At 58.5% G+C, this 20,819-nt stretch carries 13 protein-coding genes; 4 read left to right on the forward strand and 9 right to left on the reverse strand.

Features of this window, described 5'->3' with window-relative positions:
- Nucleotides 1-30: 30 nt before the first annotated feature.
- Nucleotides 31-2,028, reverse strand: coding sequence for a mechanosensitive ion channel family protein (locus tag ABEA58_RS12585; RefSeq protein WP_345552016.1), 1,998 nt, complete (start codon nt 2,026-2,028; stop codon nt 31-33).
- A gap of 655 nt (nt 2,029-2,683) precedes the next feature.
- On the opposite strand from ABEA58_RS12585, the gene ABEA58_RS12590 reads away from it, so the two are divergent.
- A complete protein-coding gene (locus tag ABEA58_RS12590) occupies nt 2,684-3,361 on the forward strand; it encodes a type 1 glutamine amidotransferase domain-containing protein (RefSeq protein WP_345552018.1) in 678 nt (225 codons plus the stop codon).
- 189 nt (nt 3,362-3,550) lie between these two features.
- Here the strand turns inward: ABEA58_RS12590 and ABEA58_RS12595 are convergent, their stop codons facing one another.
- The 4 genes from ABEA58_RS12595 to katG form a co-directional block, all read right to left on the reverse strand.
- Nucleotides 3,551-4,372 carry an endonuclease gene (locus tag ABEA58_RS12595; RefSeq protein WP_345552019.1) on the reverse strand — a complete coding sequence of 274 codons (822 nt, stop codon included), beginning with the start codon at nt 4,370-4,372 and terminating at the stop codon, nt 3,551-3,553.
- An 819-nt stretch (nt 4,373-5,191) separates the two neighbouring features.
- Nucleotides 5,192-6,553, reverse strand: coding sequence for a Y-family DNA polymerase (locus ABEA58_RS12600; protein ID WP_345552021.1), 1,362 nt, complete (start codon nt 6,551-6,553; stop codon nt 5,192-5,194).
- A gap of 1 nt (nt 6,554) precedes the next feature.
- Nucleotides 6,555-7,208, reverse strand: coding sequence for a S24 family peptidase (locus tag ABEA58_RS12605; RefSeq protein WP_345552023.1), 654 nt, complete (start codon nt 7,206-7,208; stop codon nt 6,555-6,557).
- A gap of 269 nt (nt 7,209-7,477) precedes the next feature.
- Nucleotides 7,478-9,724, reverse strand: a complete 2,247-nt coding sequence (gene katG / locus ABEA58_RS12610; protein ID WP_345552025.1) for a catalase/peroxidase HPI — start codon at nt 9,722-9,724, stop codon at nt 7,478-7,480.
- A gap of 841 nt (nt 9,725-10,565) precedes the next feature.
- Here katG and ABEA58_RS12615 point away from each other — a divergent pair.
- The 3 genes from ABEA58_RS12615 to ppnN all read left to right on the forward strand — a co-directional run bounded on the left by ABEA58_RS12615 (nt 10,566) and on the right by ppnN (nt 17,057).
- The gene (locus ABEA58_RS12615; RefSeq protein WP_345552027.1) at nt 10,566-11,741 is read left to right on the forward strand and encodes an efflux RND transporter periplasmic adaptor subunit; all 1,176 of its coding nucleotides are present in this window, start codon (nt 10,566-10,568) and stop codon (nt 11,739-11,741) included.
- A gap of 12 nt (nt 11,742-11,753) precedes the next feature.
- The gene (locus tag ABEA58_RS12620) at nt 11,754-14,894 is read left to right on the forward strand and encodes an efflux RND transporter permease subunit (RefSeq protein WP_345552030.1); all 3,141 of its coding nucleotides are present in this window, start codon (nt 11,754-11,756) and stop codon (nt 14,892-14,894) included.
- Nucleotides 14,895-15,683: 789 nt separating this feature from the next.
- A complete protein-coding gene (gene ppnN / locus ABEA58_RS12625) occupies nt 15,684-17,057 on the forward strand; it encodes a nucleotide 5'-monophosphate nucleosidase PpnN (protein WP_345552032.1) in 1,374 nt (457 codons plus the stop codon).
- A gap of 428 nt (nt 17,058-17,485) precedes the next feature.
- Here the strand turns inward: ppnN and ABEA58_RS12630 are convergent, their stop codons facing one another.
- The 4 genes from ABEA58_RS12630 to ABEA58_RS12645 all read right to left on the reverse strand — a co-directional run.
- A complete protein-coding gene (locus ABEA58_RS12630; RefSeq protein WP_345552034.1) occupies nt 17,486-18,619 on the reverse strand; it encodes a tocopherol cyclase family protein in 1,134 nt (377 codons plus the stop codon).
- Between the two features lie 616 nt (nt 18,620-19,235).
- On the reverse strand, nt 19,236-19,562 hold the full coding sequence (locus tag ABEA58_RS12635; RefSeq protein ID WP_345552036.1) for a transposase: 327 nt from the start codon (nt 19,560-19,562) through the stop codon (nt 19,236-19,238).
- Nucleotides 19,563-20,020: 458 nt separating this feature from the next.
- Nucleotides 20,021-20,635, reverse strand: coding sequence for a hypothetical protein (locus ABEA58_RS12640; protein ID WP_345552038.1), 615 nt, complete (start codon nt 20,633-20,635; stop codon nt 20,021-20,023).
- A 48-nt stretch (nt 20,636-20,683) separates the two neighbouring features.
- Nucleotides 20,684-20,819: IS3 family transposase (locus tag ABEA58_RS12645; protein WP_345552040.1), on the reverse strand; the 136-nt coding region annotated here is incomplete at its 5' end.

A 20,819-nucleotide genomic window follows, 5' to 3' on the forward strand; every position in this document is an offset into this window, starting at 1 on the left:
CTGCCTAAGAACCGAGCAGGCCGTGGCGGCTTATCGGTCCGCCTGCGGAGAACCCTCCGGTGGGTAATCCAGGGTATTTTTGCGTTTGCTGCGCTGTTCCGGGGTAAAGGTTGGAAACGGCATCTCGTGGGCGGCCGCCCAGCCCCGCACCTGCGCCTCGGCCGCCTCGCTGCGCGCCATATCCAGGCCGGTGTCCTTCGAGTAATAGAGCGTCCGCGAGGGGAAGGCGAAGCCGGTTCCCGCGTCGCGCACAATATCCAGAGTGCGCAACAGGATATCCTCCCGCACCGCCCGGAAATCGAAGTAGTCGTTGGTATTGATATCCACGCGCACCTCCACATCCAGCGAGCTGTCACTCATACCGACGAAACGCACTGAGGGCTCCTCGTCCACCACCCGGGGGTGGGCAACCAGCATTTCCCGCAGGGAAACCAGCACAAAGCGCAGCTGGTCCACCGTGGTTTCATAGCGAAGGCCGAGTGTGGCGAGAAACAGGATCGTCGAGCGCGTGCTGTAATTGACGATATGCATCTTGGAGAAGTCGGCATTGGGTATCGTGGTGAGGGTATTGTCGACCCCCCTGATGCGGGTGGAGCGCATACCAATCGACTCCACTGTGCCGATGCGCTGAAAGTCGGGGCCCGAGTCCTCTCCGTAACGGCAGAAATCCCCCACCCTGACCGGCTTGTCGCCAAACAGGTTCAGGCTGCCGATAAAATTCTCCAGTGACCCCTGCGCCGCCAGTGCCACCGCGATACCACCGACGCCAAAGCCCGCCAGCAGGCTGAATAGCGGCGCACCCAGCCGCGCACTGAGAACAAAGAGAATGGCGATAATGGCAATCACGCCCAGCGTGCGAGCGACAAATCGCAGCAAGTGCGCGTCGAGGCTCTCCCCCTCCACCCTCGGGGAGCGGCTGATAAATACCTCCACGAGGACCATCGGCAGCTGCCAGACAAACCATGCCAGCGCAAAATAGAACAGCGCCTCGCCCCCCAGCGACAGCCATTCGGCGACCACGTCCGTCAGCGTCAGCTGCTGGCTGACAAAAGTGATCAGCGGGCGGATGCTGACCAGCAGGCTCAGCGGCAGAACAAATCGGCTCAAGTGCCGCCGCTGCTCATCCCGGCCCGACAGCCGCAGCGACACCCGCCGGATCAGGCCCAGCGCCAGTACATACAGAGCCAGCACAACGCACAGCGCCAGCCACTTCCAGACCGCCTGGCGGAAGATGTCGCGCTTCATCCACGCGGGAAAACTCTGGATCAGGCCCGGAGAAATCAGCCAGCCGGACATGCTCAGGTAGGGACGCATCTCCGCGTAGTTGCGCAGGGGGATCTCGCGACGATAGGCAAGATGACGGGTGCGCCCATAGAACTCCGCCGCGCGGGCAACGGTGTCGGCGGAGAAGACAAATTTCCCGGTCTGCGGGCCCTCGGCCACCCGCACCAGGGTGATGTCGGTATGGGGGATGGTCCAGCTGACGGATTTGGCCACCCCTCCGTCATCGCGATCACCAGCCACGCCGGACTGGCCACTGGCGCTGTCACCGCCCAATGACGGCTTGCCCGTCGCGCCGCCCAGATCCCCCTCCTCCACGGCAACAGCGGCCATCTCGGACAGGGTTTCCGTGCCGGGAATCTCCTCCAGCGGCGGCAGCTCGATGCGGCTCAACACTTCATACAGGTAGATCATTGCATCACTACCCATCTCCTCCCGCGCTGCCGGGGGAATCTCGCTGAGATCGAGCAGCTGCATCACCTTCTGCATGCGCCGGCGCACCTCCAGGGCGACCTCCTGGGCCGGCTCATCCCAGAACTGTTCCACCACCAGCTCGGCAATGCTGTCGGTCTCGGCGAGGAAGCTCTGTATTGTGGCGCGCGGGGTGTCGTGCTGCAGCGGGCTGAGCGGGTGCTCCTCCAGCATACCGGCCGCCACCTCCGCCTCCTCTCCCAGGCTGCCGGCAGCGCGACTTTCCGTCCCGGCTTTTTTTGCCTGCGGCTCCGCCTGCGCAGCCTGAACAGTCAAAGCGGCCACCAGCAGGCACAGGCCGGCAGCGAGCAGCCGGCCCCACCGAGCTGAAACAAGGGAAATGCTGTAAGTGCTGTAAGTGCTGAGAGAGCCCCGCATAGACATGGCGCTGTCGAATCATCCCCCGGGCATTGGCTGCGCTGAACCGGCGCACTGACGTCGGTTCAGCGTGCGGATGCTCAAAACATAGCCGACAGGGGCGGCCCGGGCGGATCTGAGGCGTGGCCTGAAGGCGGAAATGTCGGCGCTTTCTGCCGGCTGCGCGGTATTCCCCCTGTTGCCACCCTTTCTCTCTTCTCACCACACCCCTGGGCAGGCTATTTCCCCGACAGCAACCGCCATACCCGGCCTATACCCAAGCCCCGGCCCAGCCTCTATCCCGACCACGCCCCTGTATCCGCGCCGCCGCAGGCGGGCGCGGGAAGGGTTCTGTCGGTGTCTGGCGCCCTGAAACCTGGCGCCTTAAAACCCGCACCCGGCCACCAGCTACCGCTCCGTTCATTTGATTTTTTTATAGCGCCAATTTAAAGCTTAAAATTCTTCAATCACTGCGCACCCACTAGTATTCCCTGCTAACGTCGGGTTCGCTGCACGGCGGGCTCACTGCACATAACACCCCAAAGCACTTTTCATCACACAACCCGGAGGCTCCATGAAAGTCCTGATGGTTCTCACATCCCACGATCAACTCGGCGACACCGGCCACAAAACTGGCTTCTGGCTCGAGGAATTCGCCTCGCCCTACTATGTGTTCCGGGACGCCGGTGCTGAAATCACCCTCGCCTCCCCCAAGGGCGGCCAGCCGCCTCTGGACCCCAAGAGCGATGCGCCGGATTTCCAGACCGCCGCCACCGAGCGCTTCCAGAAGGACGAGGCCGCACAACAGGCGCTGGCCAATACCCTGCCCCTCGGCGAGGTAAGCGCCGACGATTTCGATGCGGTCTTCTACCCCGGAGGCCACGGCCCCCTGTGGGATCTCGCCGAGAGCGAAGTTTCCCGCGCCCTGATCGAGACCTTCTTCCAGGCCGGCAAGCCCGTTGCCGCGGTCTGCCACGCGCCGGGGGTTTTCCGCCACACTCTGGGCAGCGACGGCAAGCCGCTGGTCAGCGGCAAGCAGGTCACCGGCTTCAGTAATTCCGAGGAAGCGGCGGTGGAGCTGACCGATGTGGTGCCCTTCCTGGTGGAGGACATGCTGAAAGGAAATGGCGGCATTTACTCCAAGGGCGACGACTGGCAAAGCCACGTGGTGAAAGACGGCCTGCTGATCACCGGCCAGAACCCGGCCTCTTCGGAGGGCACTGCGGAAGCCCTGCTGCAGCTGCTGCGCTAGGTCATGCTCCGGTAGACTCTGCTCCGACGGATACCGATCGGTTGGAAGCCCTCCGGATAACCGTCCTGATAACAGCTCCCGAGCCATACCGCCGGGGCTGTTATCACAGTACGGCCTGTGGTCGGCGACTGCCGGGCGAGCAGAATCTTAATCCGAACCTGCCCCTCAACAGCGCCTTCGCCTGCCGGCTCAGCCGCAGGCGGCAATGACAAACGGGTTGTGGTTCCCCTGCACCGCCGCGATCCGGCGATCCCGCTCACACTCCGCGGGATCGACCGGGTCATTGCGATGCCACGCCTCAAACAGCCTTAACTGCGCATCCGCAATGGCCAGACCATACGCCCCGGCCATATAGAAATAGGTGCGCGCGATATCCCCGCGCCGATGCCGCGGCGGCTCCACCGCGCGCTGCTTGAAATCCACCCGGAATGCCACCGCCCCATACTGCCCGGAAGGGTAGCCACCGCCGCTGCCAAACTCCGTGAAACGGTAATTGCTGCGATCGCCATTGAGCTCGCCGATGGCCGGCACCAGGTTATGCAGATCCGCCTCGGCCATGGCGAAGAGCGGGTCCGAGTCCGCGCAGTTACGGCGTCCGCCCTGCTGCCAGCACTGGCGCTGGTGACCGATGGCCCAGGCCGGTACCACATGCTCCCACTCGATACGACTGGCCCGGTTGGCGTTCTTGCGCGGCTTGTAGCCGCAGCTGTCCCACTCCGGCAGCAGTTTTTTGCCGCTGGCGCGAAAGCGGCAATTGGCATAGAAGCTGTACTGCATATCCGGCGAGTGATAGACCGATTCCTGCAGAACCCGCTTGGCCTGCCGGAAACTGGTTATTTGATCGCCGCGCACCGGCGCCGTGTGCGCGGGCGCGGCCGGGGCAGGCGCTGTGCGGTGACAGTGGCGCTCCCCGCGCGCGCTGTCGTTATGGCAGCCGCTGGCATCCACCCCGCCACCGTGGGCCAGCGCAGTGAAAGGGACCAGAAAGGCCAGAGGAATAAGAGAAACCAAACAGAAAATCAGCCGCGGCGCCCGCATAAAACATCCACCATTATTCGAATAATAATTAGTAGATTTTGACGCCAAAAAACGCACTCAGCCAGTGCAAAATACACAGCCGCCCCAAATGTTCACTGTTCTTTCTGTGCAGGGATTTGCGGAGAACTTCTAAAGAAATTACCGGCTTCTGTATCAAACTGTTGTTAAATCACTACTTTTGAAGCGAAATCCCCCCAGCCACTAGCCCCGCCACTGACAACTATAAAGATCTAGCCCCAAATAGATAAAAACTATTTTTATGCAGTTTCCACTGTCGCCGGAATCGTGGAACCTGTCACTTGAAAACTCTTGTTCCACGTGGAGCTGATCGAATTTTGTGCCATGAGCGCAGCCCTCTGCCCGCGCTGTTACTCATCAGCGCCCAGCCCAAAACCAGCCCAGCCCAGCCCAGGCCAGCTACCAAGACCAGCTCTCACACCACACCCAAAGCAATATTTGATGCCCACCACCGCAGCAAAAATTCACCTCATCGATACTGTATATATAAACAGCACTCGCAACCCGCAAGAACCTTTGCACAGACTGCCCGGCAGCGCAAAAGGGCCGCACGAAAAACACATGAAAAACAAAAAACTGAATAAAAAGGCTGTATAAAAAAGCGCAGAAAAGACTGAATGGAAAAACCGCATGGGAAGGCCGCATAAAAGGAATGCGCAAAGGGAATGCGTAAATAGAGTGCGAGCAAGGAGTATGTGAAAGGAATACGGAAAGAGCGTGCAGGAAATCAGATTAGGCAGTCACAGCAGGAAAACGATATTCAATAACAGCCAGCTACCCGGTGCGGGCCACCGGTAACTGGCGAAAGTCCGTGGTGTAGGCCGGCGACAGGTGCGCCCGCTTCATTTGCCACTCATCCGACAGCCGGGCACTGGCCAGCACCACGCCACCCCGGCCGAAGCGCTGGTTGATATCCGCGAGGCAGGCGGACAGGCGCTCTTTATGGTCATGATGGTCGAGGTTATTCTGCTGAACGCGATTATTCTGCTGGCTTGGGTTATCTTGATTATCACGGTTATCTCGGTCACCGCAGGCGCTTCCAAACAGATCGTGCTGCTGCTCCCGGGCCCGCTCCAGAGCCGAGAAACAGACGGAGGCGCGCCGGTATTCCCGCCCCGCTAAAAACACTTCTTTGAGCGCACTGCGTGCGGCGGCGGTCAGTACCTGCAGGTCTTTTACCGCTGGGCGAAACTCCGCGTGGCCGGATAAATACCGCCAATCGCCACCGGGCTCCCGGGCCTGCACACTCACGGTCAGGCGGCCGGTCACGCCATCCTGCGCCGACAGTTTTTCACCGGCCAGCTGCACATGGTTGGCCACCGCCGCCATCACATCATCAAACTGCGTGAGCCGCCGGCCAAACATTCGCCCCGAGACAATCTCATGTTTGGCCTGATCCAGCGGCGCCAGTTCAATACAGGGAACGCCCTGCAGCTCACGCAGCGTCCGCTCCAGGGTCACGCCAAACGCTTTGCGAATCGTCGGCACATGCGCCGCTGCCAGGTCCCAGGCGGTATGGATGTCCAGCATCGCCAGGCGCCTGGCGATGCGGCGCCCCACGCCCCACACTTCGCCCACCGGCAGCTGTTTTAACAGCTGCTGGCGGTGATACTCGCTGCCCACCTGCAATACGCCACCGGGCACGCCCAGCGTCTTGGCAAAGTGGTTGGCGGCCTTGGCCAGCGTGCGCGTTGGCGCAATGCCGGCGCAGCAGGGCATCGAGGTCCACTGCTGTACCGCCGCGACCAGGCGCTGGCAGTGTTCGGCGAGCCCCGCACCAAAACCGTGAAAATGCAGGAAGCTCTCGTCGATACTGTACTGCTCCACTTGCGGGCAGAACTGCTCCAGCGAAGCCACGAAGCGCATCGACATATCGTGATAGAGCGCGTAGTTGCTGCTGCGGGCCACCACGCCCCGGGCCCGGAACAGGTCGCGCACCTCGAACTCAGGCACCCCCATCTTCACCCCCATGGCTTTCACTTCCGCACAGCGCGCGATCACGCAGCCGTCATTGTTGGAATAGACCGCAACCGGTTTGTGCCGGATAACCGGGTCAAAGGCGCGCTCGGAAGACACATAGAAGTTGTTGACGTCCACCAGGGCGATCTGGGTGGCGCAGTGATCCCAGCGTTTCACGCTACCCCCGGTGTCTGGTGAGGCTGGCGATAACCACCCCATCCAGATCGTATTGCGGTGCGCGCTCCAGAACGATGTCCGGGTAGGCCGCGTTGCCGGCCACCAGCCGCGGCGGCCGGCACCGGTACTGCTTGACCAGAAAGCCGTCGCTACAGCCGGCGATGACGATATCGCCATCGTGCAGTTCGCTGCTGCGATCCACCACCAGCAGGCTGCCGTGATCAATACCGTGGGCAATCATGGAGCGCCCGTCAGCCTTGACGAGATAGGTGGCATGGGGGCGGCGCACAAGCCAGTCGTGGATTGAGGCCGGCTGCCGGCCGGGGTCCGGGCGCCGCCGGAACAGCCGAATGGAGGCGGCGACCACGGTGGCGCTCTCACCGGCAAGCAGGCGGCGGTCGCACTCCCCGGACCACTGCAACAGGGGCTCTTCCCCCCCCACCCAGAGCCAGTCGCCCGCGACCGGGCGCAATGACTGGTCCAGCACCTGATAACGGCCACTCTCCCCCTCCGTGGTGACCAGCTGGCAACTGGCGCGACTGGGCCAGAGCCAGTCGTCCAGTATCAGGGGTTTGGCCGCATAGGCCGCCGCCGGCGACGGGAATCCGGCCGAGACGGTGACGGGTAACAGCGGAACGGGGGTGACTGTATGCATAACCAGTATTCTGGTCTGCCCCCGCGTCCCGGTCAAGAAGCATGGCGCGCCAAAACCCCTCTCCAGTGTTCAGCGAATCAACCGGAATCGGTTCCCCGGTGGCCACGGCAAACATGAGGCTTGCACGGCAAGCTGGCCCGGGAAGGCACAAAAAAAGCGAGCCCCAGACGAGGCTCGCTTTGCGTTGGCGGAACTCGGGTCATCAATGGCCCGCAGGCCGCCCCTGATACTCAGGCTGTGCTGAAAGTACAGCCTGAGACTCCGCAGCGTCAGGACTGCCGCAGGTCAAACCGGTCCAGGGTCATGACCTTGGTCCAGGCTTTAATGAAGTCCTGCACGAACTTCTGCTCGTTGCCGTTCAGGGCGTAAACCTCGGCCACGGCGCGCAACTCTGAATTAGAGCCGAAGATCAGGTCCACCGGGGACGCGGTCCATTTCTCCCGGCCGGTTTCGCGGTCATAGCCCACGTAAAGGCCGTTTTCCTCCGGGGACTTGCGCCACTGGGTGGACATGTCCAGCAGGTTGACGAAGAAGTCGTTGGTCAGGGTGCCGGGGCGATCCGTAAACACGCCGTGTTTGACATCCTTGTGGTTGGCGCCAAGGGCGCGCATGCCGCCGACCAGCACCGTCATCTCCGGCACGCTGAGGGTCAGCAGGTTGGCGCGGTCAACCAGCATATCCACCGGCGTGTAATGCGCTTCGCTGCTGTAGTAATTGCGGAAGCCATCGGCCTTGCGCTCGAGGAAAGCGAAGGACTGAACGTCGGTCTGCGCCTGCGAGGCGTCGTTGCGACCGGGCTGGAAAGGCACGGTGACGCTGTGACCGGCCTGCTGCGCCGCCTGCTCGATGGCCGCCGCACCGGCGAGAACAATCAGGTCGGCCAGCGAAACCCGCTTGCCTCCGCTCGCCTTGCGGTTGAAGTCCTGCTGAATGGCCTCCAGCCGGTCCAGCACCTTGTCCAGCTCCTGCGGATCATTCACCGCCCACGCATTCTGCGGCGCCAGACGGATACGCGCACCATTGGCGCCACCGCGCATATCGGTACCGCGGAAGGTGGAGGCGGAAGCCCAGGCGGTGCGCACCAGTTCCGGCACGCTCAGGCCGCTGTCCAGTACCCGCGCCTTCAGTTTCTTGATATCGCGCTCGTCGATCAGCTTGTAGTCCACCTCGGGGATCGGGTCCTGCCACACCAGCACTTCGTCCGGCACTTCGTCACCCAGGTAGCGGATACGCGGGCCCAGGTCGCGGTGGGTGAGCTTGAACCAGGCTTTGGCGAAAGCCTGTTGGAACTCCTCGGGGTTTTTCTGGAAGCGCTCGGAAATCTTGCGGTATTCCGGGTCGAAACGCAGCGACAGGTCCGTGGTGAACATCATCGGCGCGTGGCGCTTGTTGGGTATATGGGCGTCGGGGATGAACTTGACCTGCTCGGCATTCTCCGGCTCCCACTGGGTGGCGCCGGCCGGGCTCTTGGTTTTCACCCACTCGAAGCCGAACAGGTTGTCCAGGAACTGGCTGCTCCAGGCAATCGGGTTGGCGGTCCAGGCGCCTTCCAGGCCACTGGTGACGGTGTCTTCCGCGTTGCCTTTGCCGCACTTGCCCTGCCAGCCGAGGCCCTGTGCCTCAATGGGGGCGCCAGCCGGGTCGGCACCCAGGCAATCGCCTTTTTTAGCCCCGTGCGCCTTGCCGAAGGTGTGACCACCGGCGATCAGCGCCACGGTTTCCTCATCGTTCATGGCCATGCGGCCGAAGGTCTCGCGGATGCGCTCGGCGGCGGCTTTCGGGTCCGGGTTGCCGTTGGGGCCTTCCGGGTTGACGTAGATAAGACCCATGTGGTCGGCCGCCAGCGGCTTCTCCAGCTTGTCGCCCTTGAAGCGTTTGTCGTTGCCCAGCCACTCGCGCTCGGAACCCCAGTACACCACATCGGCTTCCCAGTCGTCTTCGCGGCCGCCGGCAAAGCCGAAGGTCTCAAAGCCCATGGATTCCAGCGATACGTTGCCCGCCAGCACCATCAGGTCAGCCCAGGAAATACTGTTGCCGTACTTCTGCTTCACCGGCCACAGCAGGCGGCGCGCCTTGTCGAGGTTGACGTTGTCGGGCCAGCTGTTCAGCGGCTCGAAGCGCTGCTGGCCGCCACCGGCGCCACCGCGTCCATCATAGACTCGGTAGGTGCCGGCGCTGTGCCAGGCCATGCGGATAAAGAATGGGCCGTAATGCCCGTAGTCCGCCGGCCACCAGTCCTGGGAGGTGGTGAGCACGGTCTCGATATCTTTCTTGACCGCATCCAGGTCCAGCTTGCTGAAGGCTTCGGCGTAATCGAAGTCCGCGCCCATGGGATTGGATTTCTGCGCGTGCAGCCGCAGCGGCGCCAGGTCGAGCTTGTTGGGCCACCAGTCCTGGCTGGACATTGTGCTGTTGGAAATCGTGGCACTGGACGCGCCGGACTCGGGTGCCGCGTGGGCGTTGGCGGAGATGGCCGTTGCCAGCGCCACGGCCAGAGGAAGGGCTCTCTTCAACATGAATTGCGTTCCTTATCGTGTTTGTTGGTGTCAACAATCGAACGGGCAAATCCTATAGCGCCACGCAATACGCTTGAAATTAGACCTGGTTATTGCCGTGATAGCGGCGGGCAATGTCCTGCCTGCCGCCGCTCATCCGCCGCCCCGGGACCGCGATAAAAGCAGGTTGTTTTTTGGACAAAACGCGCAGAGCGACACGACCAGAGCACACCTTTTCCCGCAGGCTGCGACGGCGATCACTTTCATTGCCCAGCGCCTTTGGGCTCCGCTCACCGGCTCTTCGTCATCGCCGGGCCTGTATCACCGGCTTTGCTCCGAGCTTCTCCTGTACCCTCACTTTGCCCCTCATCTTCTGCCTTCTGGCTTCTCTCTCCACTCTTCTCCTCTCCACTCGCCCTTCTCTCTTCTCTCTTCTTCCTTCACTCTGCACTCAGCACTCTTCTCTTCACTGACGCCCTCCCCCTCGGGCGCGCGCTCCTTTACGTATGTGTCTTGACGCTTATCTTCGTTTGCATCTTCGTTTGCCGTTTCACCCGCCGTTCCCGTGTCACACCTTCCCTCTCCGCGCACCCTTTCCCTGTCGCAGGAAGCGCTCTGGCTGTTTGTATCAGCGTCACTGGCTCGCACATTTTTGCGACATGGGAAAAAACTTTTCCGCGGCCGCATCCAAATCCGTGCCCGGCCTCGTCCATCAAGCGAGAGGAAAAATGGCATTCGTCGCCGATCCGGCTCACTCCAGCTTCAGGGCATAGCCAATTGCCACTGGTGCGTGATCTGATCAATTCAGATTCACACCGGCCTATTCGCTGATGAATTTCTCAACTCAGGCAAGATGAGAACAATGAAGAAAAAAATCCTTAACGCTGTGGCGCCAGTGGCAGTGCTGATGCTGGGCATTGTCGCCGTGCAGCTGATGAACGCCGCCAAGCCGGCCCCGGAAAAAAAAGAAGAAGAGCCGCGCCGGGTTTCGCTGCTCTATGCAGAGGCGCATAAAGATTCGGTGCATCTTGCCGTAACCACTCAGGGGGAGGTTCGTGCGCATACCGAAATCGATCTCATCCCACAGGTCTCCGGCCGCATCACCAATATTTCGGCAGGCTTCGCCGACGGCGCCGGGTTCGAGGCGGGCGAAACGCTGATCCAGCTGGACGACGCCGACTATCAACTGGCACTGGCCCGCGCCGAGGCCGGTGTCGCCCAGGCGGAAGTCCTGTTGCTGCAGGCCAAAGCGGCGGCGGCGATCAAGCGCCAGCAGTGGCTGTCCATTCATCCCAACCGGGAGCCGACACCGCTGCAGGTGAACCTGCCGCAGGTGAAGGAAGCCGAAGCGGGCCTGCGTTCGGCCAGGGCGGAACTGGCCGACGCGAAACTCAATCTGGCGCGGACGAAGATTCAACTGCCGTTTCGCGGACGGGTAATCCGCCGTGATGTGGGCGTGGGTCAGTATGTCACCGCCAATACGCCGCTTGGCCGTGTATTCGCCACTGACCGGGTGGAGGTGCGCCTGCCCCTGACCGACACCCAGCTTCAGGAACTGGGACTGCCGATGGGCTTTGAATCCTCGCTGCAGACTCCGGGGCCGGCTGTGACCTTGTCCGCTCAGGTCGGGCGGCAGCCGCGCCAGTGGCACGGGCGCATCGTGCGCACCCAGGCGGCCGTGGACCAGCAGACCCGCCTGATTTATGCCGTGGCCGAAGTCCACGACCCTTACGGCGAGGGCGCCAGCGACGGTGTCCCGCTCGCGGTGGGCCTGTTCGTCACCGCCGAAGCCGTGGGCGTGCAGGCGCATCAGGCACTGGTGCTGCCGCGCAATGCGCTGCGCAACGCCGACAAGGTGTACGTGATCGACGAGAACAACCGCCTCGATATTCGCACGGTGGACGTGCTCTCCACTTCCGAGGATCGCGTGGTGGTGGCCTCGGGCCTCGCGGATGGTGAGCGCGTGGTGACCTCCACTATTGCCAACGCGGTGGACGGCATGGCGGTTCAGCCCATGACCCAGCTGGCGCAGAAATAACGGAGCTTACCCATGAATAGATTGATTGAGTGGTGGGCCAGCAACAGTGTCGCCGCCAACCTGGCCATGCTCGGTATCTTTGTGGCCGGTCTTCTCGGCTTTGGCATGATGGAGCGGGAAATGGACCCGCAGGTGCGCTTCCCCGGGCTGGAAATCAGCGTGCCCTGGCCGGGCGCCGCGCCACAGGAAGTGGAGGAACAGATTGTCGCCCGCATCGAGGAGGCGGTCAGTGACCTGGACAATATCGAGTGGGTGCGCTCCACCTCGGCCGAGGGTTTTGGCCAGGTCTATATCCTCGCGGAGTCCAATGTGGATTTCCCCCGCTTTATGAACGACATCAAGATTCGGGTGGACGGGATTTCCTCGTTCCCCCGCGATATCGAGCCGCCGCAGGTACAGCAGTGGGTCAACCGCCAGGAATTTATTCGCGTGGCGGTGCACGGCGACCTCGGTGAGCGGGAACTGAAACGGCTGGCTGAACAGCTGCGTCGGGAGGCGGCGACCCTGCCGGCGGTGTCGGTGGTGAATCTATTCGGCACCCGCATGGAGGAAGTCTCCATCGAAATCAGCGAGCTGGCCCTGCGCCGCTACGGCATGACCTTTCAGGAGGTGGCCGAGGCCATCCGCGCAAGCTCCCTCAACCAGTCCGCCGGCACCGTGCGCACCGAGGTGGGCAGCTACCAGCTGAAGGTGCGCAACCAGGCCGACTCCGAGCGGGAGTTTGCCAATATCATCGTGCGCCAGACCGCCGATGGCGGCACCATTCGGGTGGGCGATGTGGCCACCGTGGTGGATGGTTTCGAGGATAACGAGATACTAGCCACCCTGAACGGCGAGCCGGCGGTGCTGCTGCAGGTGATGAGCACCGAAACCATGGATATCCTCACCGCCTCGGAGTCGATTCGCAGCTGGATCGCCGAGCGGCGCAGCACCCTGCCCGGCGGTGCCGAGCTGACGCTGTGGACCGATAATGCCGAGGATTTCCGCAGCCGCCTGGATACCATCGGCTCCTCCGCCTTTCAGGGTCTGCTGCTGGTACTGCTGGTGCTGGTTTTCAGCCTGCGCCCGAAGGTCGCCTTCTGGGTCGCGATTGGCATCGCCACCGCCTACGCCGGTGCTTTTGTGCTGCTGCCGAGCGTGGGCGTATCGCTGAATATGCTGTCCACCTTTGCCTTCCTGCTGGTACTGGGGATTGTCGTCGACGATGCCATCGTGGTCGGAGAAAGTATTCACACCCAGTCCCACAACCCGGAGTTCCAGCATGAAGGCGGCGGCCTCAAAGCCGCGGTGCTGGGTACGCAACTGGTGGCCAAGCCGGTCATCTTTGCCGTGGTCACCACCATCCTCGCTTTCCTGCCATGGATTTTTATCAGCGGCTCCACCAGCGAGTTCACCCGCCATATCACCTGGGTGGTCATCCTCGCGCTGCTTTTCTCGCTGATCGAATCCCTGTTTATCCTGCCGGCGCACCTGCGCAAACTGAAGCCGCGCACGGAGCTCGGGCGCTTTGGCCGCATCCAGAAAAAGATCGCCGACGGCATCGTGCACTTTGCCGAGACCCACTATCGCCGCACCGGCCAGTGGGCCGTGGATCGCCGCTACCTGACCCTGAGCATTTTTATTGCGGTACTGATGATCGGCTTCGGCATGTTCGGCAGTGGCTGGGTGAAGAAAAGTTTTATGCCGGAAATTGAATCCGATGAGGTGATCGTCAACGTGGTCATGCCGGAGGGCGCACCTTATAGCCGGGCCCTAGAGGTACTGGCACAGCTGCAGGCTGCGGAGCAACGCCTCGAGGATGAAGTCAACCAGCGCACCGATGGCCAGGGCGTGCTGATTGAAAACTGGTACACCCGCTCACGGCGCGACAGTGTTATGGCCATTGTCAAACTGGCGCCGCCGGAAGTGCGGGAAATGTCGGCCAAGGATGCAGCCCTGCGACTGCGGGAACTGCTGGGCGAAATTCCGGATGCGAAAGAGGTCTCGGTCCAGTACGCACTGGGTAACAACGAGCCCGGCTTCGAGCTGTCCATCCGCCACCCGGACCTTGATGTACTGCGCTCCGCCACCGCCGAACTGGAAACCCAGCTGCGCACCTACGAGAGCCTGTACGATGTGCGCAACAACCTTGAGGCTGCCTCGGAGGAAATTCGCATCGACCTCAAGCCCGGCGCAGCCAAGCTCGGACTGACCCTCGCGGAGGTCAACCGTCAGGTGCGCCAGGCATACTTCGGTGAAGAAGTGCAGCGCCTGCCCCGCGCCGGCCAGGATGTCAAAGTCATGGTTCGCTACCCGCTGCAATCCCGCCGCTCTATCGAGAGCCTCAAGGACTTTCGCGTGCGCACCGCTGATGGCCACGAAGTGCCGCTGCTGGCGGTCGCCGAGCTGGAATACGCACCTGGCATCAAACGTATCCAGCGCTGGAACGGGCACCGCGCAGTGCGGGTGATGGCGGACCTGAAAGACGATGTGCGCGGCGAAATTATGAAGGATCTCAACCAAAACTATTTTCCCGAGTGGGAAAATCGCTACCCGGGCATTGTCCGTGGCACCGTCGGTCAGGCCGAGGGCCAGAAGCGCTTTATTCAGGAAGTGCTCGGCCTTTACATCATGGCTTTCTTCGCCATGTACAGCCTGCTGGCGGTGGCCTTCCGCAGCTATTCCCAGCCAATACTTATTTTGGTCGCCATACCCTTTGCCTTTGTCGGCGCCATTTTCGGGCACGCCGCCACCGGTATGACCATGGCGATTTTCAGCTACTTCGGCATTGCCGCGGCGGCGGGCGTGGTGGTCAACGATAACCTGGTGCTGATGGACCACAATAACCGCCTGCGGGATCAGGGCATGCCCCCCATGCAGGCGATTGTGGAGGCCGGCGTGGCCCGCTTCCGCCCCATCCTGCTCACCACGGTCACCACCATCGTCGGCCTGATGCCAATGATGCTGGAGCGCAGCATCCAGGCGGCCTTCCTGCAACCCATCGTGGTGGCGCTGGCCTTCGGAGTATTCATCGCCTTTTTTGTCACCCTGCTGCTGGTGCCAGCACTTTACGGCATCGGCCTGGATATGGGCGCAGGCGCGCGCCGGGCAAGGCAGACCCTAGTCGGCGCTTTAGCTGGGAAAGCATCCGCTGGCCAATTGACGGTGGACTGATCTCGCACAAAAACAAGCCCAGCCCCGGCGGAATCATTCGCCGGGGCTTTTCCTGATTGTGGCAGTGTGCCCGCTTGCTGACGGCTGTGTGATGACGTGTAACAACTATGTGGCCACGACCCAACCTGCGACGTGGCGGAGAGTGATCTGGTAGAGAGTTGCGCGGTGGAAAGTGATGCGGTGGAAAGTAACGCGGTGAAAGTAACGCGGTTGGAGGTGATATGTGACGCAGTGAGCAATAAGCCCGGGACTGTGTGAACGATAAGCCGAGACCGTGTGAACGAATACCCGCCCTGGTCGCCAAGATCAGCCCGCAGAACACCCGGGTTAAGCACCGCGCTATCGGATGCCCCACCCCAATCCATAGTGCCCGCCTCCAATATCTGTCAGGTGCATACCATCTGCGGTGCAATTCAATTACTCCTCCGGTTCAATTGTTCCTCCGGTTCAACTGGGCCTCGGATTCAAGCGCAGCTTCGATCTGATAGCGCCTCGTACCAAATAACGCCGGGAACTAATCCAGCTACCCCCTGTGTATTAATGTCTTCTGGTTTTCTGTAGCCATTCCAGCCGCCGCGCTATACAGATGCCCTCAGGCCAAAGGGCTCAGTGTTACACTCAACGAAGGTTTAAAGATTAGGTACTGCTTTTCTAAAACAGCACAACCCAAAACAACTCCACGGTTCGACTGAATCGCTATTAAGAGTCAACCTTAGCAGGGTCCGGTAAGCTGGCCGCTACTCGATACTTGGTGTACTGTAGGATTCAGCAGCATTATCAGGAGGTTGCATGTCTACTGATCTCGTCGATGCACAAGTCTCCCCCACCGGGCAGTTCGCCACCCTGTCCAAGTACGAAATCCACAAGCTCACTGACAGCAGCCGAGGCCCCCATTACCAGCTTTTCCGCAACTGTGCCCTGGCCGTACTGAACAGCGGCAGCAATATCGATGACGGCAAGGAGCTGCTGGAAACCTACGCCGACTTTGATATTTCCGTGATACCCACCGAGCGCAGCGTAAAGCTGGAAGTCAGAAACGCACCGGCCATTGCCTTTGTGGACGGCAAGATGATACGCGGCATTGCCGAGCACCTTTTTGCGGTACTGCGCGACATCATTTACGTAAACAGCGAAATCACCGGCGACCCGCGTTATGACCTGGTATCCGCCCAGGGCGTGACCGATGCGGTGTTTCATATTCTGCGCAACGCCGGCACCTTTAACAGAAACCGTGTGCCGAGACTGGTGGTATGCTGGGGCGGCCACTCCATTTCCGGCGAGGAGTACGACTACACCAAAGAGGTAGGCTACGAGCTGGCGTTGCGGCACCTGGATATCTGCACTGGCTGCGGGCCGGGTGCAATGAAAGGCCCGATGAAAGGCGCCGCCATTGGCCATGCCAAGCAGCGCGACCGCCACGGCCAGTATCTGGGGATTACCGAGCCGGGCATCATCGCCGCAGAGGCTCCCAACGCCATCGTCAACCAGCTTGTCATCATGCCGGATATCGAAAAACGTCTGGAAGCCTTTGTGCGTACCGGCCACGGCATCATCGTCTTCCCCGGTGGCGCCGGTACCGCCGAGGAAATTCTCTACCTGCTGGGTATACTTCTGCATGAAGAGAATAAACAGCAACCTTTCCCGGTTATCTTTACCGGCCCAGCCAGTGCCGCCGATTACTTTACCCGTATCGACCAGTTTATCGCCGCCACTCTGGGGGAAGCCGCCCGCTCGCGCTACCAGATCATCATTGACGACCCAGCCCAAGTTGCACGCCAGATGGCAGCGGGAATCGACGAGGTCCGGCAACACCGCCAGCAAACCGGCGATGCCTATTACTTCAACTGGCAGCTGAAGGTATCCACGGAATTCCAGCGGCCTTTTATCCCCACCCATAAAAATATGCGCAACCTCGCCCTGCATAACAATCAGGAACCCTACCTGCTCGCCGCCAATCTGCGGCGCGCCTTTTCAGGCATTGTGTCCGGCAATGTTAAGGATGAAGGCATTCGCAGTGTTGAAAAAAACGGACCCTACGAATTATGCGGTGACCCCGCCATGATGCGCAGTATGGATACCCTGCTGGAATCGTTTACACAACAGCACCGCATGAAGTTACCCGGAAAAGTCTACACGCCCTGCTACCGCATTGCGGAGAAATAGCGCCACACCACTCGTATTGAACAGACCGACAAAGGGCTGAGCAGAGGTATAAAAAAAGGGGGAAACCACCCATTTGGGAGGCAATCTCAGCTATCAAGCCACCTCCTCACGATCAATTTCACCAGAACTTCAGCCTCAGAAACATTATCCTGATTAAATATTTGGCTGTAATCGACGTGAAAGGAAAGGGAAAGGAAAGGAAAGGAACTGCAGCGGATAAAGAAGAGCCCTGAGAGATCGAAGTGGCTATGGATTGGCTACTTTAAAATGACTCTGAAAACAACTCAGAAAATAACTCCGACTTCTGATTAGCAAACTCAGCCTAATAACAGAACAGGTTGAACAGAATACCCCACAGGGGGATGCCGGGCCTTAAAAATTAACTGATTGACTAATCAGCAGATCAAGGCCCGGCATAACATCAGACTTTAGTGTGCGCCATATTCGCCAGCGCCATGGCGGCCGATCAGCGTATCCTCAAGCTCCCAGCGATAGTAGATGCCATAAATAATCCAGCGCTTGCGGTATATTTCAATCGTACCTTCCGCGTGTGCACCATTCAGCAGGTCATCGTGATTGACCTCACCGGCTGGATTTTCATAAAGAATTTTGAGCATCTTGTTTTTGGGGTTGGAAAAGTTGATAACAAACTTATAGTTGCGCTCTTTGGCTTCCACCTGCCAGTTCAGAACCTCATCGGTCTGAGTCACATTCCAGTCCAGAGTCTTGGGGAAATCCCACAGCTTGGTGAAATTAAACTCAAACAGCTTGCCTTCCCAATAAAAGGCCATCAGGGCCTTCTCGCCAAAATCGATACCCAGAGCGCGGGGATTACCACCACCAATATCCAGGCTGGTCTTCGTCAGCTGCTCGCCCGTTTTGCTGCTGGTGAAGTCATTGACACTCAGCCAGATCCAGGGGTTGGTGTAGTCACGGCCAAAGTTTTTATCCTGATAGCCCCATGAACGCTCAGGAATCACGTCATAGACTTCGCCATTAAAGATAATTTCCCCGCCAAACAAAGACTTAATGCCCTCGACATGCCAAAACATATCGAACGCCTCTAACTCCCGAAAAACCTTGGCGCCAGCGTAACCCACCGAATAGCTCAGGGGCTTCTGCACAGTCAGGTTCCAGCTGATCTCACCCGCATCAGACAGATATTCAGGGTGCGCGGCAGCTTCTTCAGCGGTCACACTGACAGAACCCATCAAGTGCGTTTCAGTAGCCACGTTAGGACCGATTGCGACATCGAGTTCGCTAGTAGAAGCTCTGAGCGCATCAATCCCATAGTAATTCTTAATCTGTACCGCATCCTCGCCCCAGGTGCCCGCCATCATCATTGCATAAGAAGGCTTGCGGCCGGCTGCCTTGTTTTCCGGCAGCTGGCCAAGAATGGGCTCGGCTCCGCCAAGGGCCGGATTAATCACAAAGTACTCGATAAAGAAAGGTCTTTCTTCACCGGTTTCCCTGTTGACGGCATATAAGTTGTGCCACCACCAGTCATAACCATTGTCACTAAACGCTCTGTCGAGCACATAGCCATTACGTGTTGATTTCACGACTTCCTCCCAGCTCGCACTAACGGGTGACGAGATAAGTAATCCTATAAAAAAAATTGTTAATAGGCGCCTGCCTGCCCGTAATAATGCAACCCCCCTTGAATACTGCAATGACATAATCCACCTCCCGGCATGTAATTTGGGAAAATATCTCTATGTACATCAGCCTCTTTTTATTGGGCGGAATCATTAGATTGCACACAACAATGACTTTCAAGACAAAATCAGAAAAATTTGCACAATTTCGAAGCATTGGCGCGATAAAGGTGCAGTAAACGCGCGGAAGAGAGGCATGAAAATGTTCCGATAGCAGAAATTACGCACAAACTGAAACATTTGTACCAATCGAGGAGCGGTTTTTTTCTTTGTCGCAATTATCAACAGGGAGATAGATGACCTGCCATATCGAACAAAATGAGTAAATTAATGGCGGTGAATTTATTGATATGAATTGGGATGACTCAGAATTTTTTAATAATGGAAATTTAATAAGGATTTATGCGCCGACTAGTTTGGACTACGCCCCTATCAAGCAGCAGTCACAATGACGCGAACAATAAGATCTGTGGCCACGAAGAAACAATGCATCAAACACACCGGGTACAACCCTACATGCTCAGATATCAGTGCATATTTTACTCTTGGGGTTCGCCAAGCACACAGCTGCCTTTTTTAGAAACTCGACCTCCTGACACGCCTCATGGAGTTCCCGCTTAAGGCGGCGCATCTCCGCGCTCTCACGCTTGGAATAATCGATCCCATCGAGGCTATTGAACTGCTTCTCTGAAAGCCGATTGAACTGTCGTCGCCAGTTGTAGATCTGCTGAGCGCTGACACCAAGCTCACGAGCCACAGCGGCCGTAGTGACACCGGTCTTCTTGGCGCGCTTTACTGCCTCTCTACGAAACTCTTCCGTATATGCCTGAGCTTTCTTCCTACCCATGGTACACCTCCGTATTAGGCCGAAACCTAACTATACAGAGTGTCTACTAAACGTGGGTAAGTCTTAAGCCTAACGCCGCTAGCAGGGGCAGCCGGAGCGCAGCGTAGCCTGTCCAGCCCAGCCACCGGCTGGGCGAGCCTGCCTAGCCTGGTTATGGCTGACGCGCTTCTGGCCAACTACTTGCACGTTGCCAGCCACGGATTGGCTGGCCACCGCAAGATATTTCAAGGGAAGAATACCTCTCGATCCACCACCAACATATTAACTTAGTGGTACTCCACATTACAGCGTGGACTGCCCACCTCAATCGAGCCTGAGCGAAAACACTGACATCGAAACTGCTGTAACGTACCGCACGGTGACTACCAAACACTTGGAGACGAAATAATGCTGAAAATCATATTTCAGTATCGAATATAATTTTTATCGAGCGGCAACATAAAGACAAGCTAATTTGCCTATTTTACCCTGGCTTTTGCAGCCGATTTGAGCCGCTCATTAGCTTTGAATTCATCCATTAATGAGGTCACAGCCCCCTCTACAGAATGCATCAAGATGGATTTCCCATTAATTTTTGTCGATGAAAGTTGATACACGCCCATCGGGTACGAATAGATCGAGTAATATTCTTCACCATCAATCACCAGACCAAGAAAAGTAGAAATGGAGTCACTTCCTTCTGGTATTTCTGCACTATTATTTATCAGGATTGCGGCCGGTAATGATATCCCTGCTAATGCAGAGCCACGAAATTTTGCCTCCCGCCTAGTATGATCCTGTATCACTTTGAATTCAGTTATCCTAATCTCTTTATCAACAAAGCCACCGTCTAATTCTGGCAGCTTGAGTGACAAATATTCACCTATAGACGGCCTAAATCCATTATCTCTAAATTGATAGATTGTACTGTTGTCAAACAATCCTAAATTACGATTTTTTTGTTTCTCTGTTCTGTAATCGATGATCTTCAACTTTTCAGATGTTTTTATTTCATCAGTTGATAAAGTGTAAGTTTCAATATAAGCACATGCCGATATAGCTAAAGAAATACATAAAATTATAAAATTGCGCATAATTTGTTTCCATATAAAGCGGTATTACTAAAAAAGCATGCACTCTAACTATGCGCATTTGCGCTCATACTCTGCTGGACTTTTGTAACCCAGTGTAGAGTGCCTGCGGACTCTGTTGTAGAAAACCTCAATGTATTCAAACACCTCGGATTTCGCCTGACTGATACTTTCAAAGCTCACTGCG

The organism is Microbulbifer aestuariivivens, assembly GCF_039545115.1.
Classification (GTDB): domain Bacteria; phylum Pseudomonadota; class Gammaproteobacteria; order Pseudomonadales; family Cellvibrionaceae; genus Microbulbifer; species Microbulbifer aestuariivivens.

What these genes read in the sequence shown, in the direction of transcription:
- ABEA58_RS12635 (WP_345552036.1), bottom strand. Translation starts at nt 19,562, where the DNA reads ATGGGTAGGAAGAAAGCTCAGGCATATACGGAAGAGTTTCGTAGAGAG.
- ppnN (WP_345552032.1), top strand. Translation starts at nt 15,684, where the DNA reads ATGTCTACTGATCTCGTCGATGCACAAGTCTCCCCCACCGGGCAGTTC.
- ABEA58_RS12620 (WP_345552030.1), top strand. Translation starts at nt 11,754, where the DNA reads ATGAATAGATTGATTGAGTGGTGGGCCAGCAACAGTGTCGCCGCCAAC.
- ABEA58_RS12605 (WP_345552023.1), bottom strand. Translation starts at nt 7,208, where the DNA reads ATGCATACAGTCACCCCCGTTCCGCTGTTACCCGTCACCGTCTCGGCC.
- ABEA58_RS12615 (WP_345552027.1), top strand. Translation starts at nt 10,566, where the DNA reads ATGAAGAAAAAAATCCTTAACGCTGTGGCGCCAGTGGCAGTGCTGATG.
- ABEA58_RS12590 (WP_345552018.1), top strand. Translation starts at nt 2,684, where the DNA reads ATGAAAGTCCTGATGGTTCTCACATCCCACGATCAACTCGGCGACACC.
- ABEA58_RS12640 (WP_345552038.1), bottom strand. Translation starts at nt 20,635, where the DNA reads ATGCGCAATTTTATAATTTTATGTATTTCTTTAGCTATATCGGCATGT.
- katG (WP_345552025.1), bottom strand. Translation starts at nt 9,724, where the DNA reads ATGTTGAAGAGAGCCCTTCCTCTGGCCGTGGCGCTGGCAACGGCCATC.